Origin of the sequence: Gilliamella sp. Bif1-4 (assembly GCF_001690535.1) — a bacterium.
Lineage (GTDB): Bacteria > Pseudomonadota > Gammaproteobacteria > Enterobacterales > Orbaceae > Gilliamella > Gilliamella bombi.
The window spans coordinates 280,158-306,300 of the sequence record NZ_LZHC01000024.1; the positions used below are offsets into that span (position 1 = coordinate 280,158).

The 26,143-nt window shown below is 36.0% G+C and carries 20 protein-coding genes and 1 other RNA gene; 6 read left to right on the forward strand and 15 right to left on the reverse strand.

Going from position 1 to position 26,143, the window contains the following annotated elements:
- Window positions 1-368: 368 nt before the first annotated feature.
- Window positions 369-1,016: an orotate phosphoribosyltransferase gene (pyrE, locus tag A9G25_RS04080; protein ID WP_065574840.1), complete on the reverse strand. Its 648-nt coding sequence runs from the start codon at window positions 1,014-1,016 to the stop codon at window positions 369-371.
- 13 nt (window positions 1,017-1,029) lie between these two features.
- Window positions 1,030-1,746: a ribonuclease PH gene (gene rph / locus A9G25_RS04085; RefSeq protein ID WP_065625847.1), complete on the reverse strand. Its 717-nt coding sequence runs from the start codon at window positions 1,744-1,746 to the stop codon at window positions 1,030-1,032.
- A gap of 161 nt (window positions 1,747-1,907) precedes the next feature.
- Between rph and A9G25_RS04090 the strand changes: the two genes are divergently transcribed.
- The gene (locus A9G25_RS04090; RefSeq protein WP_065625848.1) at window positions 1,908-2,774 is read left to right on the forward strand and encodes a YicC/YloC family endoribonuclease; all 867 of its coding nucleotides are present in this window, start codon (window positions 1,908-1,910) and stop codon (window positions 2,772-2,774) included.
- Between the two features lie 118 nt (window positions 2,775-2,892).
- On the opposite strand, the gene A9G25_RS04095 is transcribed toward A9G25_RS04090, so the two are convergent.
- Window positions 2,893-4,272: an MATE family efflux transporter gene (locus A9G25_RS04095; protein ID WP_065625849.1), complete on the reverse strand. Its 1,380-nt coding sequence runs from the start codon at window positions 4,270-4,272 to the stop codon at window positions 2,893-2,895.
- Window positions 4,273-4,456: 184 nt separating this feature from the next.
- On the opposite strand from A9G25_RS04095, the gene yejK reads away from it, so the two are divergent.
- From yejK to A9G25_RS04110, 3 genes are read left to right on the forward strand one after another with little or no spacing between them, the layout of a single operon-like run.
- Window positions 4,457-5,461 carry a nucleoid-associated protein YejK gene (gene yejK / locus A9G25_RS04100; protein ID WP_065625850.1) on the forward strand — a complete coding sequence of 335 codons (1,005 nt, stop codon included), beginning with the start codon at window positions 4,457-4,459 and terminating at the stop codon, window positions 5,459-5,461.
- A 42-nt stretch (window positions 5,462-5,503) separates the two neighbouring features.
- The gene (nfo, locus tag A9G25_RS04105) at window positions 5,504-6,349 is read left to right on the forward strand and encodes a deoxyribonuclease IV (RefSeq protein WP_065625851.1); all 846 of its coding nucleotides are present in this window, start codon (window positions 5,504-5,506) and stop codon (window positions 6,347-6,349) included.
- Window positions 6,346-7,386: a hypothetical protein gene (locus A9G25_RS04110; RefSeq protein WP_065625852.1), complete on the forward strand. Its 1,041-nt coding sequence runs from the start codon at window positions 6,346-6,348 to the stop codon at window positions 7,384-7,386. Before nfo ends, A9G25_RS04110 begins: the two co-directional genes overlap by 4 nt.
- Window positions 7,387-7,426: 40 nt before the next feature.
- Here A9G25_RS04110 and yccS read toward each other — a convergent pair whose 3' ends face one another.
- The gene (gene yccS, locus A9G25_RS04115; RefSeq protein WP_065625853.1) at window positions 7,427-9,568 is read right to left on the reverse strand and encodes a YccS family putative transporter; all 2,142 of its coding nucleotides are present in this window, start codon (window positions 9,566-9,568) and stop codon (window positions 7,427-7,429) included.
- Window positions 9,569-10,105: 537 nt separating this feature from the next.
- Here yccS and A9G25_RS04120 point away from each other — a divergent pair.
- Window positions 10,106-11,299, forward strand: a complete 1,194-nt coding sequence (locus tag A9G25_RS04120; RefSeq protein ID WP_065625854.1) for a hypothetical protein — start codon at window positions 10,106-10,108, stop codon at window positions 11,297-11,299.
- Window positions 11,300-12,056: 757 nt separating this feature from the next.
- A complete protein-coding gene (locus A9G25_RS04125; protein ID WP_065625855.1) occupies window positions 12,057-13,127 on the forward strand; it encodes a hypothetical protein in 1,071 nt (356 codons plus the stop codon).
- 734 nt (window positions 13,128-13,861) lie between these two features.
- Here A9G25_RS04125 and A9G25_RS04130 read toward each other — a convergent pair.
- From A9G25_RS04130 to A9G25_RS04180, 11 genes are all read right to left on the reverse strand, one after another.
- On the reverse strand, window positions 13,862-15,322 hold the full coding sequence (locus tag A9G25_RS04130; protein ID WP_065625856.1) for a catalase: 1,461 nt from the start codon (window positions 15,320-15,322) through the stop codon (window positions 13,862-13,864).
- A gap of 288 nt (window positions 15,323-15,610) precedes the next feature.
- Window positions 15,611-16,156, reverse strand: a complete 546-nt coding sequence (locus A9G25_RS04135; RefSeq protein WP_065625857.1) for a 5-formyltetrahydrofolate cyclo-ligase — start codon at window positions 16,154-16,156, stop codon at window positions 15,611-15,613.
- Between the two features lie 28 nt (window positions 16,157-16,184).
- Window positions 16,185-16,365: non-coding RNA, 6S RNA (ssrS, locus tag A9G25_RS04140), on the reverse strand.
- Window positions 16,366-16,430: 65 nt separating this feature from the next.
- A complete protein-coding gene (gene zapA / locus A9G25_RS04145) occupies window positions 16,431-16,715 on the reverse strand; it encodes a cell division protein ZapA (protein ID WP_034910649.1) in 285 nt (94 codons plus the stop codon).
- A gap of 7 nt (window positions 16,716-16,722) precedes the next feature.
- Window positions 16,723-18,579 carry a 1-deoxy-D-xylulose-5-phosphate synthase gene (dxs, locus tag A9G25_RS04150; protein ID WP_065625858.1) on the reverse strand — a complete coding sequence of 619 codons (1,857 nt, stop codon included), beginning with the start codon at window positions 18,577-18,579 and terminating at the stop codon, window positions 16,723-16,725.
- Window positions 18,580-18,606: 27 nt separating this feature from the next.
- Window positions 18,607-19,506 carry a (2E,6E)-farnesyl diphosphate synthase gene (gene ispA / locus A9G25_RS04155; RefSeq protein WP_442903081.1) on the reverse strand — a complete coding sequence of 300 codons (900 nt, stop codon included), beginning with the start codon at window positions 19,504-19,506 and terminating at the stop codon, window positions 18,607-18,609.
- Window positions 19,469-19,714 carry an exodeoxyribonuclease VII small subunit gene (gene xseB, locus A9G25_RS04160; protein WP_034910657.1) on the reverse strand — a complete coding sequence of 82 codons (246 nt, stop codon included), beginning with the start codon at window positions 19,712-19,714 and terminating at the stop codon, window positions 19,469-19,471. Before xseB ends, ispA begins: the two co-directional genes overlap by 38 nt.
- Window positions 19,715-19,780: 66 nt before the next feature.
- Entirely contained in the window at window positions 19,781-21,133 is a 1,353-nt protein-coding gene (gene rmuC / locus A9G25_RS04165) for a DNA recombination protein RmuC (protein ID WP_065625859.1), read from the reverse strand.
- Between the two features lie 2 nt (window positions 21,134-21,135).
- The gene (gene epmA / locus A9G25_RS04170) at window positions 21,136-22,110 is read right to left on the reverse strand and encodes an elongation factor P--(R)-beta-lysine ligase (protein ID WP_218057531.1); all 975 of its coding nucleotides are present in this window, start codon (window positions 22,108-22,110) and stop codon (window positions 21,136-21,138) included.
- A 64-nt stretch (window positions 22,111-22,174) separates the two neighbouring features.
- Window positions 22,175-24,535, reverse strand: a complete 2,361-nt coding sequence (mdoH, locus tag A9G25_RS04175) for a glucans biosynthesis glucosyltransferase MdoH (RefSeq protein WP_065625861.1) — start codon at window positions 24,533-24,535, stop codon at window positions 22,175-22,177.
- A gap of 32 nt (window positions 24,536-24,567) precedes the next feature.
- Window positions 24,568-26,130: a glucan biosynthesis protein G gene (locus A9G25_RS04180; RefSeq protein WP_081297140.1), complete on the reverse strand. Its 1,563-nt coding sequence runs from the start codon at window positions 26,128-26,130 to the stop codon at window positions 24,568-24,570.
- Between the last annotated feature and the right edge of the window lie 13 nt (window positions 26,131-26,143).

Consider the following 26,143-nt stretch of genomic DNA (forward strand, 5'->3'; position numbering starts at 1 on the left):
ATGAAGTCTTTTTGTATTACAAACGGTTGAATGAATGGCCGTAATACGTTTATTCAAATTGATAATAATTTTCTTTATGATATTAACGCCATATCGCTTGTTGGTGACACGGCGTTAATTTTATTTTATGAAGATTCATTACAGTAGCTTCACTAATTACCTAAGGAGGCCACGCGAGTAACTCCTACATAATAAATAAAATTTAAAAGGCTTGATATGATGATTAAACCTTAAAAAAATAAAAGCAATTATTTTACTTTATTGTGGAATTTATCTTACTGATAATAAAAAATTTCTAGATAAAATATGAAAATAAAAAGCACCTTTCAATGCTTTAGTTTTTATAAATATAGAAAAGTAAATTGTTATTACTTTATCCCAAATTCAGACCGATAAGCTTCAACTTGCGTTACTTGATCTTTTCGAGCTGGATCTTTATAGAGGTACTGGATTAAATCATCAAGCGTAATAATTGAAATAACATTGCAATGATAAGTTTGTTTAATTTCTTGAATTGCTGAGAGTTCACCTCGACCTTTTTCTTGACGATCTAGACAAATCAGTACGCCAGCAAGTTTAGATTGGTTATCTGCTAATATTTTCATCGATTCACGAATAGCAGTTCCGGCAGTAATAACATCATCGACCAACATAACGCGTTGTTGATAGATCGAACTACCTACTAAATTACCGCCTTCACCATGATCTTTTGCTTCTTTACGGTTAAAACAGTAAGGAATGTCAACATTATGATGTTCAGATAGTGCAACAACGGTTGATGAAACAATAGGGATACCTTTATAAGCTGGACCAAAAATGACATCGTATTCTAAATTAGCATCCATTAGTGCGGCTGCATAAAAACGACCTAATAAAGCCAGATCTTTACCTGTATTAAATAATCCTGCATTAAAGAAATAGGGACTTTTGCGTCCCGATTTCAAGGTGAATTCACCAAACTTTAATGCTTGCCTATTTAATGCAAATTCAATAAATTCACTTTTATATGATTTCATCGATCCTCTCCAATTAATCTTTTAAGGCCTGTTTTTGTGCATCAATAATAGTTTTGATGCCATTTTTTGCTAGCTCTAACAGTTTTAATAATTCGTCATGACTAAAAGGTTCGCCTTCAGCAGTGCCTTGCACTTCAATCATACGACCATCGTCAGTCATAACAACATTCATATCGGTTTCAGCGTTTGAATCTTCTATGTATTCTAAGTCACACACTGCTTGGCCATCGACAATACCGACAGAAACAGCTGCAACTAATGATTTAATTGGATTTTGCTTAATTTTACCATCTATAACCATTTTGTTGATTGCATCATTTAGTGCCACACAAGCACCAGTAATTGACGCAGTTCGAGTGCCACCATCTGCTTGAATAACATCGCAATCTAACGTGATGGTATATTCACCTAATAATTTAAGGTCGATCATTGCACGTAGTGAACGAGCAATAAGGCGTTGAATCTCCATAGTGCGACCGGTTTGCTTTCCTTTAGCCGCTTCGCGTTGAGTTCGTGAATGAGTTGCACGAGGTAGCATGCCATATTCAGCGGTTACCCAACCTTGGTTTTGACCCTTTAAAAAACGCGGCACACCTTCATCAATAGTGGCATTACAAAGTACTTTAGTTTCACCAAACTCAACTAATACAGAACCTTCTGCATGCTTAGTATAATGACGGGTTATTTTGATAGGGCGGACTTGTTCCGCAGATCGACCTAACGGGCGCATGCAATTCTCCAGATGTTACAATTAAAAAATATCTTTTTTGAGCTAATTATTTAGGAGGACATCAACAAGATAAGGTTGATGTTTAGCCTAAGCTAAGAGCATATTATACAGAATATGTGGTACAATGCCCAGCAAGTTTTTTACAAATTTAGGAAGCAATTATGATTTCCAGTATGACCGCCTATGCCAGAAAAGAGTTAAATCAATCTTGGGGAACCGCCTCATGGGAACTCCGATCAGTTAATCAACGTTATTTAGAAACCTATATCCGCCTACCAGAACAGTTTCGCTCACTTGAACCGATAATACGTGAACGACTCCGTAATCGTCTAACTCGTGGTAAAATCGAATGTAATTTACGCTTTGAATTAGATCCTGCAGCGCAAAATCAAGAGCTTTCGTTAAATAAAGATCTTGCTAAGCAAATTTTAAATGCTGCTAACTGGATTCAAACAGAGCACCAATCAGGCCAAGCCAATCCGATTGATGTACTTCGTTGGCCAGGCGTATTATCGGCAAAAGAACAAAATCTTGACAGCATATCACAAGAAATTCTAGCGTTACTTGATACAGCTATCGACGAGTTTAAAGCTGTACGAGAACGTGAAGGTAAAGCGCTTAGTGATTTAATTGTTAAACGTTTAGAAGCCATTACCGTAGAAGTAGATAAGATTCGTAATTGGATGCCGCAAATACTTGAATGGCAAAAAGAACGTTTAAAAAGTAAATTGGCTGAAGCTAATATTGAACTGGATCATTCTCGTCTAGAGCAAGAAATAGTGATGATTGCTCAGCGAATTGATGTTGCCGAAGAGCTTGATCGCCTAATGACACATGTTAAAGAAACTTATTCGATCTTAAAGAAAAACGAAGCCATAGGCCGTAGATTGGATTTTATGATGCAAGAGTTTAATCGAGAAACTAACACTATTGCTTCTAAATCAATTAATACTTATGTGACCGGCAGTGCGATTGAATTAAAAGTTCTTATAGAACAAATTCGTGAGCAAGTACAAAACATTGAGTAATTTTATTATGTTAATACTTGCTTATTAGTACATTCTTCCAATATAAATGTAATTTTCTTTGCATTTATATTGGAATTATCATTATCTTTTTATTTAATTGATCAGTTTAAAAGCTGTGTTAATTACAATAATTTCTAGCTTTGAGTGATTTAAAATACCAATAAAGCACAAGGCAAGCTGTACTGGTTGATAACAGATCGGCCGTTGGTGCAGCGGCCCAAACGCCACTGAAGCCAAAAAATAATGGCAAAATATAAAGTGCTGGTAACAAAATCAAAATTTGTCTTGAAAGGCTCAGAAAAATCGAAATTTTTGCCATACCAATACATTGGAAAAAGCTAGTGGTAACCATTTGGAATCCAACAAAAATAAAAGAGAGCGTAGTAAATCGTAATGCAATAGCCGAAAGTTGCACTAAATCTTCCTCGGAACTAAAAGCTCGCACCAACATATCTGGAATAAAAAATCCTAACACAAAACCGAGCGATGTCACCACTGTAGCCACTTTAACAGCATAAAAGAACGTCTTTTTAACGCGATCATAATTTTTAGCACCATAATTATAACCAATAATAGGTTGCATACCTTGATTGATACCAATGACAATCATAATCACTAACGTAATAAGCCGGTTAGCATTAGAAAAAGCAGCAATTGAATCATCGCCAGATATACCAGCAAGTGGAGCATAACGATTAAGTTGCCAGTTAATAAACACTACAACGATTGATGCCGCCATTTGCATTGAAAAAGGCGATAAACCGATTGATATAACCGATTTTGCAATTGAAAAGTCCAACTTAAAATTACGACGATACAGCTTGATATTACTATTCTTATTTAAAAAATGTTGCATAACAAACACAAAGCTAATCATCATCGACAACGTTGTTGCCAGTGCAGCCCCACGCATCCCCCAACCTAAACCAATAATAAAAATTGGCGCTAAAATAATATTGGCAATCACACTGACAAACATAGTTACCATGGCTTTAAAAGGGTAACCACTTGCACGCATCATATTGTTGTAGTTAAAAGTGAGGGTCAAAAAGATACTACCGGGTAGAAAAATCTCTAAAAACTCTCTAGCATAAACATGGTTAACAGGACTTGAACCTACAAAGTGTAACACCGGATCAATAAAATAGAGCAGTGTAGAAAGTGTAATTCCGCTTAACACAGCCGTTAACATAAACGATGTTCCAGCGACTTTTTCGGCCTTGTCGTTTTCACCACGACCTAAAAAAATTGAAATCCGACTGGCCGAACCGATTCCAACTAACATGCCAATTGCCGCTGCTAAATTCATCACAGGTAAAATAAGACCAGCAGCACTTAACGCCTCGCGCCCGATCCAATGACCAATAAAAATGCCATCAATAATATTATAAAGTGTATTAACAATCGTTCCAATCACTGCTGGCAGCGCATATTGCCAAAATAGTGCACTGATTTTTTTATTTTTAAAATCATTATAAACATCAATAGAGTGAGCCATTGCTTTTAATTTTCCGTTGATAAATATTGTAAAGAAGTTTCAGGTAACTATACGTTTCAGTATAGATTTCATGTGATTTAACTGTGCTAGTTTAACAGACTGGCAAATTGTTAATAGCACTTTTTCAGCGCTTTGATAAAATAATGTCCTTAATGATTATAGCGATCCAATAGGAACCTCACCAATGAGCGTACAAATAGAAAAGATCATACTGCATAAATTAATTAGAAAAAGCGACACCGAAATTGAACTACAACTTCGTGACTCAATGCTCAACAACGAGCAAGCGGTTGTTAATCTAATTGAAGATATCAACCGCATCTATAATAACAAAAGCAAAGCCTATGGGTTATTTAATAGCGAAAGCTTATTTGAACAATCACTAAAAGAACTACGGCTAGGCAATCAAGATTTCTTACATTTCAGCCAAGAATCAACCAAACAACTACGCAACGAACTTGCCAAATATCCTTTTGCAGAAGGAGGAACGGTGGTGTTTTGTCAATATCGTTATTTGGCGGTTGAATACTTAATTATTGCGGTGTTAAATAGTTGTTTAAGTATGTTAGTTAATGAAGACTTAGATATTAGCGAAACGCAATATCTAGACATTGACCATGCCGATATTATTGCCCGTATAGACATGACCGAATGGGAAACCCAAACCGACTCAAAACGATATTTAACCTTTTTAAAAGGAAGAGTAGGGCGAAAAGTATCTGACTTTTTTATGGACTACCTAGGTGCTAATGAAGGATTAGATGCGAAAGCACAAAACAAAACACTGGTTAAAGCGGTCGATGATTACTGCCAAGAAATGCAATTTGACAAACAAGACAAAACCAACGCACGTGAAAGTGTCTACAATTACTGTCAAGCTCAATTACAAGCTGGTGAAGAAATTGAACTAAAAAACCTAGCCAACGAACTGCCAATAAGCGACAATAACAACTTTATTGAATTTGTTAAAAATAGTGAATACGATTTAGAAGATACTTTTCCCGTTGATCGTAGTGCATTGCGCCAACTTAAAAAGTTCTCGGGCAGCGGTGGCGGATTAACCTTAAGCTTCGATTCAAATTTGTTAGGTGAACGTATAAAATGGGATCCACAGATTGACTCACTGGTTATTAAAGGTGTGCCACCTAATTTGCGTGATCAGCTACAACGCAATAGCGGCTCAAACTAATTATCCGCTAATCATAAACTAACAACATCATTAGGACAAAAAATGAAATACATTGGTGCACATGTAAGTGCAGCAGGTGGGGTAGACAATGCCCCAATTAACGCCTATCAAATTGGCGCAACCGCATTTGCGTTATTTACCAAAAATCAACGACAATGGCACGCCAAACCGCTTGAGCCCACAATCATCGACAGCTTCAAAAAACGTTGCGAAAAATATGGCTTTACCAGCAAACAAATTTTGCCACACGATAGCTACCTTATTAATTTAGGACACCCCGATAGTGAACAGCTTGAAAAATCACGCACTGCGTTTTTAGACGAAATGCAACGTTGTGAACAATTAGGATTAACATTACTCAATTTTCACCCAGGAAGCGATCTAAAACAAATATCGGTTGATGAATGCCTAGCACGCATTGCCGAATCGATTAACATTACGCTCGATAAAACACAAAATGTGGTTGCTGTTATCGAAAATACGGCAGGACAAGGTTCTAACTTAGGCTATAAATTTGAACATCTTGCGCAAATCATTGACCAAGTCGAAGACAAAAGCCGAGTTGGAGTTTGCATTGACACTTGCCACGCTTTTGCCGCTGGCTATGACTTGCGTACTGAAAAAGCCTGCCAAGAAACCTTTGCTGAGTTCGAAAAAATCGTTGGTTTTCAATACTTACGAGGTATGCACTTAAACGATGCTAAAAGCGAATTTGCTAGCCATGTCGATCGCCATCACAGTTTAGGCAAAGGCAATATTGGTGAAACTGCATTTAAATATATCATGCAAGATCCAAGAATTGATGAAATTCCGCTTATCTTAGAAACAGTTGATCCCGACATCTGGACGCAAGAAATAAACTGGTTAAAAGAGCAGATAAACAGATGATAAAAAAATTGTTCTATTTTTTATTTCTGATTTTTATCTTAGTGCCACTGAGTTTTTATGGCTATTCTCAAGACCTTGATCGTAATAAATTGAAAGAATTTGATGGTAGTGGTTATAGAAAAGATATTCGAGTATATTCGCTAGGATCTATTGATTATATTGAAGATGACTCTGATTTTATGTTCATTTCATTATCTGACGATATTAATTTATATGATGAAGAGTATAAAGAAAGAGTCTTTTTAATTCCTAGTGGAGAAAAGGAAAACTACAAAAAGAAAGAATATTTATTGACTGATTCATATCGTGCTAAATTTTTTTTTGAAGTTGGGATATCTGAAGACGATACGGTTTTTATTTACGACTATGAAAAAAATTATTTAAAATCATTTCCTATTAGTAGTTTAAAAGCTTTAGCTGTTGTTAATCCTTATAGCAGTGGTGACGGTCCTTTTTATCTATCTGATTATATGTTTGGTTTTAAATTAGATTCTAAAATAATTAAAGACCATCCATCTAGCCTTGTTTATATCGGCAAAGAAAACCCTTTTGTGCAAGAGCAATTAACGCCTTTATTCTGGAACAAAATTGATGAACAGGATTTTCCTGTTCTTGATGAAGATGATGAGATTACCGCTGTAGCATTTTGGGGAAATATGGATAGTTTGAAAAAAGTAGACAGTTATTTGGCTGAAGCAAATGGTTTTCGTTTTTTTATACAAAACTATACCAACAAAGATAAAAGTGAGCTTATCCAAAGTGGAGAAATCATAGCAAGACATTTAATTATATTAGACTCAGACTCCAATATAATAACGAATGAGATTGAAGGTATAACTGAAGGTGACATGTTTTACCCACTAACTAGCTTAAATAAAAAAGATGAGTTTATATATCAATGGACAGGTAAAATTTTAAAGAATGAACCGCCTGTTGTATTTGGTTTCAAAGCATCATCATTTTCGTGTACTCCTGTTTTTCGATTTATGCATCCACTGCACGACTATTTTGTTCCAAGGTGTGATGCTCGGCATTAAGTCGGGCACATTATTTTTCTGAGCCGATTAGAAAATTTCATCATTTCAATTGAGTTGCAATCTCAACAATCTCAGGCAAAATATCCAAAATCAAAGCCAATTGTTGCATAACTAACAGATCATTATTCGTTTTATCATCATCAATTGAAACAGCCGAAATTGTTTCGATATAATCGGTAACGGATTTTTTAATAGCTTGGTATTCACCATCGATCTTTTTAATGCTTAATAGATTAATAATATAGACCGACAAATCATCAAATAGATCGAACGTCTGTTTTGAAAGAGGTTTATCGCGATGCGCACCTAAAGTCGAAAGATAACTAATTAACGTATGATTAAGTGTTAACAAACGAAATCCCTGATCGATAACAACTCGATTTATATGTGGCTCTTTAGTCATCAAACTAATTAATGACGACAAATCTGCATTACTATCATGTGCCGCACGTCTAGCTAAACGATACATAACATCATTAGTTTTACCAGTCAAATACTGACGACCAATTAACGCTAAGTAATGGCTATCGTCATGGCAAACACGATCAACGAGTTTAGGTAGATTTCTAAACTTCCAGTCAGGCCAAATAAAGCTCACAGCAAACCATGCAATAAAACAACCAATTAACGTTGCAATAATGCGTGCGACCGCAACTTCAATACTACTTTCGCCAATTAAACTAAAACTAAAAAACACCAGTAACGTAATAAACGCAGTAGCGTAAGCATATTGTGAATTCTTAAATAGAAAAAACAGCCAACCAGTGATAATAATCAACACCAACTGCTCAGGAACACTTGGAAATAAAAACGTCAAAGGAATACCTACAATAATCCCTAGAATGGTACCTATTACCCGTAATTTTAACCGATATTTTGTGGTTGAATAGTTAGGTTGACACACAAACAAACTGGTTAAAATAATCCAATATCCATGCTGTAAATCGGAAAAATGAATCACCATATAACCAACCAAAAACACCACACACATACGAATTGCATGACGAAATAGTGCCGATTTTATGGTTAAATTGTTTCTAATCTTGGTAAAAATAGCATAAAAGCTGGTTAGTTCTTCATCGATTAACTGATTATCTTCTTCTGCCTTTGGCAAATGTTGTTCAGTATCAATATTAGCAAGTAACAGATCGATAGAAAGCAAATTTTGATGTAAACTTTTAAGCGCTTTAATCATCAGCATATCGCTTTTATGACTAGCATGATATTGATTAATAGCTTCTTCAAGATACGAAAAATAACGTGAAAACAGCGGATCATGCTGATAAGTTTGATTTAACTTAATTGTCATTGCCAATTGCGCACAAGCTTTTGCTTGCAAATTTAAAATACGAGCAAATCTAAATAAAATATCACTATGTTTAAAATGCACACTAAGCGCTTGATAATGTCCATGCGCTGAACTTGCTCGCTCATGAATATCTTGCGCAACAAAATAATAGCTTAGTAACTTTCTAATATAAGCTTGTCCTCGATAGCTTTTTAAACGATTAAATAGCGAACGTTTGGTATTATTAAAAGCACTAATGAGTTGATTATTACTATTGTTTAATTGCAAAGTTTGTTTTTTAAAACCGTCAGATTCATCAGGATCAAACATCGCTGCCTTAGCATCAAGATACTGTGCTAAATCAATAAAACACTGTGAAAGCGATTGTTGGGTTGTGCGAATAGGTTGGATGATCGATTCAATTAACGAAACAACATTATACCAAAGCGCACCTAACAGCAAAAAACAGGGTAAGGTGTAATTATCGGTAAACAAATTATGCCCAAGCATGGTATAGGCAGCAATTAAAAGTGATCCAAACGCAATCACACCGTAACGTTGCCCAAGCGAACCAAGCATGGTAAAAATAAACGTTGAAGAAACCAAACCGATAATAAAAAATGCAGGATAATCAAATAACAACTCGACTGAAAAAGTGGCAATAGCAAAACAGATCAACGTAAAAATTAAATTAATACAACGGCTTAATAGACGAGTATCGATCTCGGTCAAGCCTGCTGCCACAACACCAAGCGTAAGGGGAATAACTAGCGAAGTATACCCAAAATACCACGGAACCAAAGTCGAACCAGTTAAACTAATTAACATCCGAAGACTAAAAAGAAGATTACTGCTGTAAAAGACTTTACGTAAAGACAAAATAAATGTGTGCACGGTGTATTGGGTTTGGTGTATGTTCAAATAATAGCTACTAGAATACTATATTGCATCAAATAGGGAAAGAGTGCAAAAAAGTTGTTTATTTCCAAGAAAAAGAAAAAACAAAAAACTTCAATAAAATCAATAGTCTACCTGAGAGATTTTAAAGTAAAAAACACACTTATAGCACCACAATGCTAATATGCTTGCCTTATCACAGCATCAAAATATGCCAATAACGAAGTAAAGTTAGCACACCAAACTGAGCTGTTGGGCGTGTTTGTGTTTTAGATGTTATCAGCAATATTAATCATTCCGTAAAAGTCAAAAAGTCCTAAAGATAACACCGTATTTTAATTATAAAATTAACTTATCACTAAAGCCGAATCGTTTTTATCTTTACATTTCTTTACAAAAAAGTCCGCCAAAAAACTAGCCAACTATTTTTTAAATAGCTATACTTTTACCGCTATAGGAAAACAAGCTTATTAAATAAGCGAATAGTTATAAAAATTTAAATAAAAAAGTATTACTTAGCACAAGGAATGTGATATGCAGTATCATTTTGGCACAAGGCACAAGGCACAAGGCACAAGGCACAAGGCACAAGGCACAAGGCACAAGGCACAAGGCACAAGGCACAAGGCACAAGGCACAAGGCACAAGGCACAAGGCACAAGGCACAAGGCCTGGCAAACCTATGTCTTAAATTTATTAAATAATTCTATTCGACGAGTTTTTACACAAAACTTATTTATATCTTCGAAATTATCTCTCAACTTATTATCGAAATTGTCCCGAAAAAGCTTATTGGTGTTGGGGCTGTTATTATTGTCATCTTCATCGAATTTACAGGCATTGAATGGTAAAAAAGCTCGAGCAGGTAATCGTAGTGATGCAATAGTAATACCGTCGCCAGTTATCGATTATGTAAGGCCGAATCTATTTTTGGATGATGACGTATTTGCAGGCCCAGTTGACATATGGAATCCTAAGAAGGGCTTCCTAGTTCAATCAATCAATCCTGAATCATACAACCTCAATTTTCCAACTACAGGAGCGCATAATTTATATTTTGATTTACTTATAACAGGAATAGATGTGAGAGACTTGACATGGGAACCCGTTACTTTGGGGGGAATTACTGCAACAGTGACAAATGTTGTAGCTAATGATTACTGGATTCCTTATAAAGATAGGGGAGTTGTAGCTCGCGTAACGCTAACAGGTCCAGAGGCAAGCAATCAATGGTACAATCCTCATCCTAACCTAATAGCTAAGCCAGAGTTACCGCAGACGTTTGAGTTAGTGGGTAGAGATATATATGGCGTTGAGGTAGTAAAATATGGATTTGTGTTGAGGCAGTGGTTCGTCCATCGTGGTGGTCAATTGAAAACTTATAGAGACCAGTTAGCATGGTGTAATAGTTTGGGTTATCGAATGCCACGGGTAAGAGATTTAACCAATGCAGTTTGTTCTGGTTGGGGTTCAGGAAGTATATGTCAAGGCGCAGTAGGCGCCACACCTAGCTCATCAGATAATATTTACATGCGTCACATAGGCGCTGGCTTTTTCACGGAGTGGGGCCACATGGGGAACTACACTGGTGCGGGCTTCGTCAGCAACTACTACTGGACGAGCGACGCAACAGGTAGCTACCAGTTCTCTGTCTCCTCGTACTACGGCACCGTCAACCGCCGCAGTGTCAGGAGCTCCCACACTGGCCTCCTTTGCACCGCACCTTAGTTTTTAGCGTTTAGTTCTTAATCCTTAGGGCGCGGAAGGGGGTTACGGTGCTTGAGAGGATAATATAACAAAGAATAAAGCCCCCGCGTAAGTTGGGGCGCTGAGCAGGCAAAGTCTGTGAGCCTTGCGCTTTAATGGCAGAAAATCAAAATAGCACCCCGACCGATACGACTTAAAAGCTTGCGCTTTTGTTATTAACTGACTGTTATTAACAAGTTGTTATAAAATAGCTATCATCAAATAACAAAAGCGATTTTCTTAAAAAGCCAAATGCAACGTAATAAAAAACTAGCCTATAAATGTTTGATTTTATTTAGAAACGCAAATAAAAACTTCAATAAAATCAATGGTCTACCTGAGCGATTTTTAGAGCAAAAAAACAAGCTTATAGCACCACAATGCTAATATGCTTGCCTTATCACAGCATCAAAATATACCGATAACGAAATAAAGCTAGCACGCCAAACTGGGCTGTTGGGTGTGTTTGTGTTTTAGATGTTATTAGCAATATTAATCATTCCGCAAAAGCCAATATGTCCTAAAGCTAACACCCTATTTTAATTATAAAATTCACCTATCTCTAAAGCTGAACTGTTTTCATCTTTACATTTCTTTATAAAAAAGTCCGCCAAAAAAACTAGTCAATCATTCCTTAAACGGTTATACTTTCATCGTTTAAGAAAAATGAGCTTATTAAATAAGCGAATAAACATAAAAATTCAAATAAAACAAAATATTAATTGACAGGTAAAACGAAATGCAGTACCCTTTTAGGCATAAGGCCTGGCAAACTTATGTCTTAAATTTATCAAATAATCCTATTCGACGAGTTTTTACACAAAACTTATTTATATCTTCGAAATTATCGCTCAAATCACCTAAAACAGCTTTGCTAGTATCAGCACTGTTATTGTCATCTTCATGGAATGTACAGGCGAATGGTAAAAAGGCTCGAGCAGGTAATCGTAGTGATGCAATAGTAATACCGTCGCCAGTTATCAATTATGTAAGGCCGAATCTAGAATTGGGTAACGGCAAATATGCGGGCCCAGCTGACATATGGAGTCCTGATAAGGGCTTCTTAGTTCAATCAATCAATTCTGAATCATACAATTTAAATTTCCCGACCACTGGTATGGATGGTTTATATTTTGATTTACTTATAACAGGAATAGAACCAGAAGAGTTGACATGGGAACCAGTCACGCATGAGGGAATTACTGCAACAGTGACAAATGTTGTAGCTAATGATATTTGGATTCCTAAAGAAGATAAGAGACAAGTTGTCGCTCGTGTTAAGCTAACAGGTCCAGAGGCAAGAAATCAATGGGACAATCCTCATCCTAATCCAATTGCTAAGCCACAGTTACCGCAGACGTTTGAGTTAGTGGGTAGAGATATAAAAACTAATGATGAGGTAGTAAAATATGGGTTTGTGTTGAGGCAGTGGTTCGTCAATCGGGGGGACGAATGGAACATTTATAGTGACCAGTTAGCATGGTGTAATGGTTTGGGTTATCGCATGTCGAGGGTAAGGGATTTAACCAATACGAAGTGTGGTGTAAATTTTAATTTCCCATGTATAAATGGCGTAGATGGCGCCACGCCGTCGTCATCATCAGGTGATTCTTACATGCGTTACATAGGCGCTGGATTTTTCACGGAGTGGGGCGAAATGCTCAGCTACCCTGATGCGGGCTTCGTCCGCTACGGCTGCTGGGCAAGTAACGCACCGGGTAGCAGCAGGCTGTACCATGTCGACTCGCACGGCGGCTGGGTCGTCGGCCACGATGGCGCCATCGATTATGCTGTTTGCACCACACCTTAGTTTTTAGCGTTTAGTTCTTAGTCCTTAGGGTGCGGAAGGCGCTTATGGTGCCAATAGAGGACAATATAAGAAAGAATGTAGCCCCCACAGAGAGAGTTGGGGCCATCCCTCTTTAGAGTTGCTCTGTTGCGGCGAAGCCACAATCGCGCCGCCACCCGCCACCGACGCAGAAAGTGTGGCAGGCGGTGGCACAAGGACAATCAAATAAATAAAGAGGCGTCATGCAATGGAAATTAAACAAAAATTAGCTATCAGAACCTAATTTAGATGGTTATAATCGTATTGGCTATCTAAATATTTAAATTTTAGATTAAATTAATATGTTAATTTAATTTCAATACGGTTAATTAAAGCAATCGTAAAAATATATTAACAAACATCTTTTTTATTAGCATGAATTTTTCATTTGTCTTTAAAAAATTAAGTAAACCAATGAGTATAATTTTGTCAAAAAGTTTCAGGTAACCCTACGTTTCAGTAAAAAAATATTGTTTTTTAGATCGTTAAATGCTTTTTAACAAGTTGTGATCTTATCCTTATTTATACTCTTTTATAAAATGTTTTATTTTTTATTATATAAATAGACTTTCTTCAAAGTTGATGTAATGGACTTTGCTAAATGAATGAAGTATTTTTTATAAATTTTGTACCGTAATCAATTTATATTTGTGTAATTAGTTACAGCCAATAATTAAAAATGCCGACTAAAATTGTCGGCATTGTTATTTTTAGTACTAACTTTTTATTAGGTCAATATCAATGCCTAATCCTTTCGCAATGCCTGAACCATAATCAGGATGCACTTTGTAGAAGTGTTTGAGCTGCCTGATTTGAATATCATGGTTCACATTTTTCATAGAGCCAACGATATTATCTATAAGCAGTTGTTTTTGATCTGGGTGCATTAAATTAAATAATGCGCGTGGTTGTGAGTAATAGTCGTCATCAACACGATGATCGTGCCTGTCCATTGTGCCAGCAGGTACATGCATTGGTGGTTCGGCATATTGTGGTTGTTGTTTTGGTGCGCTATCGACGCTATTAGGCTCATAGTTAGGGGCATTATCAGGGGTATAAAAACGCATTGCGCCATCGCGTTGGTAATTATGCACTGGGCATTTTGGCGCATTGATCGGCAATTGTTGATAATTAGTACCAATACGATAGCGGTGCGCATCGGCATAAGCAAAGATTCGACCTTGAAGCATTTTATCTGGTGATAAACCCGTTCCAGGAACTACATTACTTGGCTCAAATGCTGCTTGTTCAACTTCAGCAAAATAGTTTTCTGGATTACGATTCAGTTCCATTACGCCGACTTCGATTAATGGGAACTGTTTTTGTGACCACACTTTTGTGACATCAAACGGATTTTCAGGATGGTTATTGGCTTGCTCTTCAGTCATAACTTGTATATAAAGCCGCCATTTTGGATAGTCTCCTCGCTCAATGGCTTTAAATAGATCTTCTTGTGCAGAATCTGGATTGGTTCCATCTATTTCCGTTGCTTTTTTAGGATGGATATTTTTGATCCCCTGTTCGGTTCGAAAATGCCATTTAACCCAAGTTCGTATACCATCTTTATTAATTAAGCTATAGGTATGGCTACCATAACCGTGCATATGACGATAACCATCAGGAATACCACGATCCGAAAATAATATAGTGACTTGATGAAGTGATTCTGGCGATAAAGACCAAAAATCCCACATCATTTGTGGATCTTTTAAATTAGTTTTGGGATCACGCTTTTGCGTATGAATAAAGTCAGGAAATTTGAGTGGATCACGAATAAAAAATACGGGGGTATTATTGCCTACGATATCCCAATTGCCTTGGTCGGTATAAAACTTGACTGAAAACCCACGTGGATCCCGTGCTGTATCAGATGAGCCTCTCTCTCCTCCTACCAATGAAAATCGAGCAAAAATTGGAGTTTGTTTACCAACATTGGCAAATAGGCTAGCGTAAGAATATTGGGTGATATCATTGGTAACTGTAAAAGTACCATGTGCGCCAGAACCTTTGGCGTGGACTCGTCGTTCAGGGATATTTTCACGGTTGAAATGAGCAAGTTTTTCGATAAGCTGAAAATCATCTATCAACACAGGACCTTGGGGACCGGCAGTTCGAGAGTTTTGATTATCGGCTATTGGGGCACCGTTATTGGTGGTTAGTTCTTTTTTTTCTGACATTGCAACACTCCTTTCTAGTATATTAAAGCGTTTTTGTAAATTAAAATAATCAATTAATTTTGAATTTAAAATTACTAAAACATATATATGGGACGGTAGTGCATAGTAAAAAGTTGGATATTGGGTGTCCTTCATACATTAAAATATATTTAAACTCTCAACATCTAATTTATATTTATTAATTTGTATACTTCTAAATTAAAGGTTCTTAATGAAATAATACACTAAATCATTTATTCTTTGATAACTATAAAAATTTTGACAATTTTTAAATTGTCTTCAGTAAACTTAAGCGTAAATAATTTCGGGCAATCGAATATCCCAAGGTTTGTTATCAATATGTTGGACTTTTTGGCAAGCAAAAGCAAGTCCAATTGGTAAAATTTGTTGAGTTTGATAATTTGCTAGTAATCGGTCGTAAAATCCACCCCCCATTCCCATACGATAACCTCGTTGATCGAAAGCAACTAGTGGCGTAAAAACAATGTCGAGTTGATGGTAAGGAAGTACATTTAATACATTTAACTTTGGTTCTAATATACCAAATTTATTTTTTATAAGTTGAGTTTGGCTAGTATATTTTAAGAAGAGTAAATGTTTAGAGGAAAAAGGGTGAATAATAGGTAAATAGACAGATTTATTTTGTTGCCATAAATAGTTAATTATAGGTTGGGTTTCGACTTCGCCATCAAATGATAAAAATATGGCAATATTTTTTGCTTTGTTAATCGCTTGGTGACAGGCAATTTTTTGATATATAGCGTGTTGTGCAATGTCTCGTTCACTGGAAGATAATTGTCGCCGTTTTTGACGAATGATTTGCCTTATATTCATCAGTTTTACTGTTGTTTAAAAGTAAAAGAGCGCTCCAAGATGTCGTTAGGGTCGTAACCCTTGAACCCAAGGTTCAAGGTGAACATTGTGTTTTAATTTTTAGGTTTCCTTACAAGTAAGGCATACACACCAATTAAAAGTCACTCCGTTCTTAAGTTTAGAATATCGGCTCAGGGGACTAACCCATATGGCGATCATCTCAGAGTCGTATGCTATAATACAAAATTTGACGGATCATACAATACTATTTGTATTAAATTTACAATTCAAGTAGTTAATTATTAGGATTTAGGGCAGAATCGAGTAATTGTTGTAACATTTTTAACCGATCGCCAAATTCATTGCTTTTTTCTTTTTCTTTTGAGAGTTCGTAAGAAATGTTTAGAGCTGCAGTCATAATAAGTTGATCACTGCCAACATGTGGAGACTTTTCTCGTAAATTTGTTAAGCGCGCATCTAAATCTTTTGCGGCATTGTTAAGTGCGTCGACTTCATCAACAGGACAATTAAATTTTAATGTTCGTCCAAAAATTTGAATAGTGACAGCTTGAGTTTCCATATTTAACCTATTGATTCATAAAACGATTAATTTTATCGATAATGTGTTTTTTATCTAGTCCTATTTCTTGCCTTATTTCGCTTTGAGAGCCTTGAGAAATAAACTTGTCAGGGAGTCCAATATTTAAAATATCACATTTTATTTTTTTCGATAATAAGTATTCACAGACGGCGCTACCTGCTCCGCCTTTGATACTGTTTTCTTCGATGGTGACAAGTATATTATGAGTTTGGCTAATGTGCAAAAGGACTTTTTCATCTAATGGTTTAACAAAACGCATATCAATAACTGTAGCATTGATTTGTTCTGCAGCTTGTAAAGCTTCGGTAAGTAAAGCGCCAAAATTTAGTAAAGCAATATTTTCACCTTGCCGGCACAATTTAGATTGCCCTAAAGGAATTGCTGTTAATGGGATTAATGGCGTTCCAGTGCCTTCACCACGTGGGTAACGTACTGCTGCAGGACCATTATGTAAATAGCCTGTGTAGAGCATTTGTCGACATTCATTTTCGTCACTCGGTGTCATAATGACCATATTGGGTATGCAGCGTAGATAACTTAAGTCAAATGCACCTTGGTGAGTTTCACCATCGGCGCCGACAATTCCTGCACGATCAATAGCAAACAATACGGGTAAGTTTTGAATAGCAATATCATGAATCACTTGATCATAAGCGCGTTGCAAAAAAGTTGAGTAAATAGCTACAACAGGTTTTAATTCACTAATTGCAAACCCAGCAGCAAGGGTTACCGCATGTTGTTCGGCTATTGCAACATCAAAAAATTGGTCAGGATAACTAGTTGCAAATTTTGTCATACCTGAACCTTCTCCCATTGCTGGGGTTATTGCCATTAAACGTTTATCATTTTGCGCCATTTCGCATAACCAATCGCCGAATACTTGCGAATATGTTGGCGCAACTTTTGGAGTAGTAGGTAATATACCATCATTTGGATTAAATTTTGGTACGCCATGCCATAAAGTCGGATCTTTTTCAGCTGGTGCGTAGCCTTTGCCTTTTTGTGTTATTACATGAAGCAGTTGTGGACCCTTTAATTGGCGAACTTTTTGTAAAGTTGCGACCAATCCATTAATATCATGTCCATCAACAGGACCTATATAATTAAATCCAAGTTCTTCAAATAAGATAGCCGGTGTGACCAATCCTTTTAAGTGTTCTTCAGTTTTTTTTATAAGTTCTTTTAATGGTGGAATATTAGCTAATATACGTTTGCCATTTTCCCTAAAAGATGTATAGGCTTTACTTGATAAGATTTGAGTTAGATGTTGGTTAAGTGCACCAGTATTTGCAGAAATTGACATATCATTATCGTTGACAATCACTAACATATCGGGCTTAACATGACCAGCGTGATTCATTGCTTCAAATGCCATACCAGCAGTTAATGCTCCATCGCCAATAATAGCGGCTACTTTTTTGCCGGATTGTTTTTTTTGTTCACTAATTGCAATGCCAAGTGCTGCACTAATTGAAGTTGAAGAATGACCTGTGGTTAGTACATCATATTCACTCTCATTACGATGAGGAAATGGATGAAGTCCCCCTTTTTGACGAATAGTGAGCATTTGGTCTCGTCGACCAGTCAAAATTTTGTGAGGGTAAGCCTGATGACCAACATCCCAAATAATTTTATCAAAAGGTGTGTGATAAACATAATGCAAGGCTGTTGTTAATTCTACCACACCTAGTCCCGATGCTAAATGACCACTTGATTGACTTACGCATGCGAGTAAATATTGTCTAAGCTCGTGACAAATAGACGATAACTGTGACTGAGGAAAACACCTTAGATCCTCAGGCGAGTTTATTTGTTTTAACAAAGGGTAATTATCTAAATTCATTATGTAATGTTGTATTTTAGCTAGTTATTAGCTATTGCGATTAATAATATAACCAGCAAGTTCCTGTAATGGCTGATTATTATAAGGTATTTGTTTTAGACTATCGATAGCTTGCTGATAGAGTTGCTGGGTTAGTTTTACTGCGCTATCTAGCCCAATTAATACAGGGTATGTACTTTTTTCATGAGTAAGGTCTGAACCTTGGGGTTTACCCATAATAGATTGTTCGCCAATTATATCTAAAATATCGTCTTGAATTTGAAATGCTAGCCCAATTGCCTCAGCATAGCGATCAAGTATTAGCTGATAAGGTTTAGCTATTTCACCGCATGCAAAAGCACCCAAGCGGATAGCCGTTTTGATCAATGCTCCTGTTTTATAACAATGTATTTTTTGCAAATGTTCAAGACTAATAGATTGATGTGTGGCCTGTAAATCAAGCGATTGACCAAGGCACATGCCATTAACGCCACTGGCATGGGCAAGTTCAGTTATCATATTAATTTTAGTTTCAGCATCGATTAATTTACTTTTTGCTAGCATTGAAAAGGCTAAACTTTGTAAGGCGTCACCGGCAAGTATTGCTTGAGCTTCACCAAATTGGATATGGCAGGTTGGTTTGCCTCGGCGTAAGTCATCATTATCCATTGCAGGTAAGTCATCATGAATTAATGAATAAGTATGAATTGATTCAATGGCAGCAGCGGCTTCATCTAACTTAGAAAGGGGGCAATTGAACATTTGTCCCGTTAAATAGACTAAAATAGGTCGAATTCGTTTTCCACCAGCCAACAAACTGTAGCTCATTGCTTGTTGAAGTTGAGATGATTCAATTTGTGAAATATAGGTAGTTAAAAACGAGTCAATTCGTTCTTGTAATGGTTTTAAACTATTCATTATCATCATTTGAGAATTCTGACAGTTCAGCGTCACTATTTTCAGATAATAAAATCTGAATGCGTTGCTCAGCTTGTTGTAACTGTTTTTGTCCTGCTTTTGCTAATTTAATCCCTTTTTCAAACTCATTTAGTGCTTCGTCTAATGGTAGATCACCGTTTTCTAATTGAGCTACAATGGTTTCGAGCTGTTTAAGTGTCTCTTCGAAACTTACTTCTTTGTCTTGCTTTTTTGCCATATTCAATTCCTCTTTGCGTGCGATGAGTATACACTTATTTCCCCTAATCGTGAATCTAGGTTTTGTTTATTTACTCTCATTTTCGTTATTCAATTCATCCATTGATAATAAGGTAATATCTGGATTAATCGGTTTTTTAACTTCGATACCCATTTCACGAAATCGTTCAATTTGTCCAATTACATTGCCACGACCTTTACATAATTTGTTCATGGAATTTTGATAGGTTTGTTGAGCTTTGTCTAAACAACTGCCCAGATTTTCCATATCTTCAACAAAGCCACGCATTTTGTCATATAATTTGCTTGCTCTATCGGCAATAAGTTCAGCATTACGATTTTGATATTCAAATCGCCATAAATTATGGATAGTTCGTAATGCAACTAATAAAGTAGTGGGGCTTACTATCATAATATTACTTTTCAGAGCATCGTTAATTAATGTTGGGTCATTATCTATTGCACTTAAAAATGCTGGCTCGACAGGAATAAACATCAAAATATAATCTAATGAATTAATTCCAATAAGTTTATGATAATCTTTTTGACTAAGTTGTTTTAAATGGTTACGCACAGCCGTTAAATGTTCGGCCATTGCTTTTGCTTTAACGTTTTCGTCATCACTATTAAAATGGCGTTCGTAGGCAACCAAGGCCACTTTTGAATCAATAACTACATCACCCCCTTGCGGTAAGTGAACAATGACATCGGGTTGTAATCGTTGATTGCTTTCGTTAGTTAGATTAACTTGTGTTTCGTACTCATAACCTGAACGTAATCCTGAATTGTCCAGAATTTGACTTAGAATAAATTCCCCCCAATTCCCTTGGGTTTTGTTATTACCTTTTAACGCATTAGTTAGATTGGTTGCTTCTTTACTCATTTGTTCATTAAGTAGTTGCAAGTTACGGATTTCATGCGTCAGTGTGTGACGTTCTTTTGCCTCTTGTCCAAAACTATCTTGCACTTGTTTTTTAAAACCTTCTAGTTGCTCTTTTAGTGGCGAAAGTAAAAAATCAAGGCTTTGCTTATTTTGTTGTTCAATCTTTTTGCCACTCTGTTCGAAAATACGATTGGCTAGGTTTTCAAACTGAGTCGTAAGCCGTTGTTCGCTTTGTTCTAGTATGGTTTGTCGTTCATGTGTTGCACTTAACGTTTCTTCTAAACGCGTTTTGAGTTCGCTAATTTTAACATTCTGCTCTAAATTTTGTTGTCGATACTGCTCCAATTCATACTCAAGTTGTTTTACTTGAATTATTAAAGTTTGGTTTTCTTCTTTTTTTTGAATTAGTTGTAGATCGAATAGTTGCTGTAAATTATTAATTGTTGATTGAGATTTTATAACAAACACAAATAAGATTAAGGCAACAATCCCAATAATAATGGCAATCCATTCGGTTAATCCTAAAGCATTGAACATAATTAGGCCCTTTCAAAAGTAAATGACATTACATCATTCAAGCTATTACAATTTAGAGCAAGCATAATTAAACGGTCTAATCCGACAGCAACTCCAGCACAATCAGGTAGCCCAGCTTCCATAGCGGCCAATAATTCAATGTCAATACTCTGAGCTGGTAGGTTTTGATTAGTACGATCTAAATTATTTTGTTCAAAACGCATTCGTTGTTCTTGTGCATTAGTCAATTCTTTAAAGCCATTAGCAAGTTCAACACCTTTGTAATAGAACTCAAAACGGCTAGCTACACGATGATCTTCTGGGCTAATAGCGGCTAATGCAGCTTGTGATGATGGAAAGTTAAATACAGCAATAGGTTTGTCTTGACCAATATGCGGTTCAACACCGAAAGTAAATAAGCATTGTAACAATCCATCTTTATCATAATTATCTGTATTAAGTCCGATATCAAGCTGATTTGCTGCATTAGCTAAGGTTGCGTGATCGGCTTCCAAAGGGTCAATATTAAGATGTCGTTGAAATGCTTTTTGATAAGAGATGCGTTCAGCTGATTCACAATCTAAAAGAGTTTGTAATAGGTCATCGACTTCATTAATCATTTGCATCATATCAAATTGAATGCGATACCATTCTAACATTGTAAACTCAGGGTTATGATAACGGCTGACTTCTTCATGGTTACGAAAACATTTACACATTTGATAAATTGGACCACTACCAGCTGCTAGTAAGCGTTTCATATGATATTCAGGGCTGGTAATCAATGACATATTTCGCCCTTGTTGATCGTCAATTTCACCAGGCTTTAAAAACTTAGTGTGAAAAGAGCTTAAATGTACGTCTGTTACAGCATATTGGCTTAAAATAGGTGTTTCGACCTCTAAAATACAGCGATCAGCAAAAAATTGACGAATTTGAGAAACGATTTTTGCGCGCTTAAGTAAATTATTTATAGGTGCAGAAGGTTGCCAAGTCATAAAAATATCCATGGATTTTGATTAATTACTAAAAAGAAGTGAAATAGGGCAAAAGCCCTATTTCTTATTGCTGGCGTTCATTTTGCCATATTGAGAACAAATTGTCGTATTTTTCGTGTTGTTGCCAAATATAACGATGTAATGCGGAAAGAATAATTGGGTCTTCTAAAATAGCTAATTGCTTTTCTTTACTCATTTTTTCTAAGTCTATGTGTTGGTATTGTTCAATAAGCTCATTGCGGTTTTGTTGGTTTTTATTATTAACTCTATGTCTTGAAGTCGATAAAGCACAAGTTAGCGCATTATATATAGGATCGACCAATGCCATAATAAAACCATGTTCAATAAATGCAGTTTCGGTTTTTATTAAATATTCGCCTGTAAGAGTAACCGCTCTTGCAGGGTGCGTTTCTTCAGGAGTTAAAAATAGTCCTAATTTTTTTGCCTTCATACCGATACTTGAAAGTCCAGATACTCTAATTACTAAAGGCGAAATGGTTAAAGGTATCAATATGGCTATATACCAATAAGTAAATTGTGGATTTAACCAGATAATTACACCTAACCAGACAATACCTAATAATGAAAGTGGCCAACAAAAATAAAATGATTCACCCCATGTTAAAGAATCGTCACTTCGGGATGGTGATTTCCATTGTATTTTACTACCCATCCATGCTTTTAGTACAAATTTACTATGAAAGATCATGCGAATTGGAGCCAGAACCATTGACCAAACCATTTCAATAAGTATGGATAAGGTTAATTTAAATATACCACCAACATCTTTTGCTCCAGTTCTGGCTATAATAATACCGTAGCTGAAGAATTTAGGGGCAAACAGTAAAACCATTGTGGTCGATAATAGCTGAATGGCTAATTGTTCATCCCATCTTGGCCAAGTAGGGTAAAATTGGTTAGGTTGGAAGAAATATTGAGGCTCAGAAATATTAAACACCAATAATAATAGTGTCGAGAATATTAAAAATACCAGCCACAATAATGACGAAATATAAGCCATGCCACTAGTTGCAAACATTAAACGATGGGTCAATTTAATACCACTCTTGAAGATTAGTCTTAAATTAATTAAATTACCCATACACCAGCGATTATCACGTTTTAAATCTTCAATCATATTACCAGGAAGTTCTTCATAACTTCCATTTATATTATAAGCAATCCAGACGCCATAACCAGCACGACGCATAAGTGTCGCCTCAACTAAATCATGCGATAAGATATGAATTGGACCTTTACGTTTTTGCAATGGCGATAATATGCAATGCTCAATAAAAGGCTTTAAGCGAATCATTGCATTATGTCCCCAATATTGTGCTTCACTTAATTGCCAAAAGTGCGTACCAGAACAAAATATATCGCTATAAATCTGGTTGGCAAATTGTTGAATACGACCATAAAGCGTAGTCATTCTGACTGATTTTGGAGGTGATTGTAAAATACCTGCTTTAGGTGTCATTTCCATCATGGCGATCATTTTTAAAATACAATCACCTGTCATGATACTATCGGCATCAAGGATCATCATGTATTCATATTGATGCCCCCAACGACGACAAAAATCATCAATATTACCGCTTTTACGTTTTACTCGACGTTTGCGATGGCGATAAAAAACGTTGCAACCATTGTTTTGTTTTGCTGCATTAAATTCAGCCCAAGCTTTAAGTTCGTTAACATATAGATCGGGATCGTTAGTATCACTTAATATATAAAAATCGCAATAAGCTGCGTGGCTTGTTTCGACTAAGGACTGATAAGTTGCTTGTAACCCAGCAAATACTCGAGCAACATCTTCATTACAAATTGGCATAACAAGAGCGGTTCGATGTTTTGCGTCGATATGTGATGCTGGATCCTTGGGAATAGGAATAGTGTAACGGTCTTTACCCATGACGGCTAAAATTAGTCCCATAATACTGGTCCAAAATCCAATAGAGATCCAACAAAATAAAATAGCAAACAGGATAATAATCGCTCCTTGTATAATATAAGGTATTATGCTGTAGATGGCTAATTCAGGATTGATATCCCAATTAGTCATAAAATTGATTTTTTGCCAACTTTGGTATGGTAATAAAGAAGATAGATAAGTGGTTCCATAGTATGTTTGTACAACAATGAGTGCAAACATAATAAAGCGTCGAATTATAGCTAGAATATTAAAATTATGTTTTGACTTAGCAATATAGCGCTGGCTCCAGATTTGAGGTTGAATTGGAACGCGTTCAACTTCGGGATAACTTGGTTGTTGTTTTCGGGCATCAATAAAAGAACCAGTATCGCCAATCTGGTTTAAGCGATATTTTAAGAACTCAACATCATCAGGTGGTGTTGTATTATTTTCATATTTTTGACGCCAAGCTTCAGCATCAGGTAGATTTGTAAAGTAATCTTTTTTCATATTTTTATCTTATAATAATAACTATTACATTACTATTGTGCTGGGTATTGCCCGCTCCAAGTTTCAGAAATCACTTCATTGGTTGCTTGCGAAGCGAGTTGTACACGAATATCCGTTGCCTTTTTACTATCTTGGACGTTGAATCTAACAATTACACGCCATCCTTTTATTATTGGATTGTACTGTGAATCACTGCTTACAATAGAGCCATTAGTAATACTTGAAACTACTTTGACTGGGTCATTTTCTGATAATGAAGAACCAGCAAAGTCAATCACGTACGCATTAGATCCATCAAGTTTACGAATTAAATTAGCTTGTTTTATATCACCTAGCGATAATCGGGTACTAATAGCTTTTGCGATATTATTAGGATAACGCTGTAATTCATGTAATGAATAATGTAATCGATATTTGATATCAAGCACATCGCCAGCTTTATATTGTTTTTCTGGCACCCAAAAAGTGACAATATTATCGTTAGTTTCGTCTGCTGTTGGGATTTCAACTAATTCGACTCGTCCTTTTTGCCAATCGCCTAAAATTTCAGTCCATACGCTTGGTCGTTTTTCATAATGATCGTCAAGATCTTGATAATCATCAAAACCTTTATCACGCTGAATTAAGCCGAAAGCTTTTGGATTTTCTAAACTATATGATGAAAAAGATAGACGTTTAGGGTTATTTAATGGACGCCAGATCCATTCGTTATTATTTGCTAAAATTGATAGTCCATTAGAATCATGCATTGCAGGTCGATAATTTAACAATGGTGATGGTTGATTAGGCCCAAATAAAAACATACTGGTTAGTGGGGCTATGCCAAGTTTTTTTACAGAATCTCGGAAAAAGACCTTAGCTTGAACTGTAACAGTAGTATCAATACTTGGAATCAATGTAATTTTATAAGCACCAGTTACGCTTGGTGAGTCAAGTAATGCATAGATAACTAAATGTTTTTGATTTGGTTCTGGCCTTTCAATCCAGTACTCTTTAAAACGTGGAAACTCTTCACCAGACATTTCTCCAGTATTAATAGCAAGCCCTCTTGCCGAAAGACCATAGCGTTGATCTTTACCTACCGCACGAAAATAACTGCCACCAAGAGCTGAAAATATTTCATCGTCGGTTTTTGTTGGGTTATTAATTGGGTAATGGACTTTAAAACCAGCAAAACCCAAATTTTTAGTATCTAGTTTATCAAGATTAATCTGGCTTAAATCAAAATAGCTAGGATCATATTGTATTGGAGTTATTTGGTTATTAACAATTTCATTAATCTTTATTGGAACATCAAAGTACATCCCTTCATGATAAAACTCAAGTTTGAAACGACTTTTTTGATCACCCCAGTAAGCTTTTTTATGATTAAATAGAATTTTTTGGTAATCAGCAAATTGTAAAGATGCTAATTCATTAGGAATATTTTTAGATGGCTGAACATAAGCCTTTTTAGATAGTTTTTCAGCTTTTTCAACTACATCATCAAGTGAAAAAGCCCATGTAGAAAAACTAATACAAGTAACTGAAGCTAAGCAAAGCACCTTGCAAATTAAAGTTTTATTAAACTTACGAATTGGAAATAAATTGCACATAAAAAACTCGCGT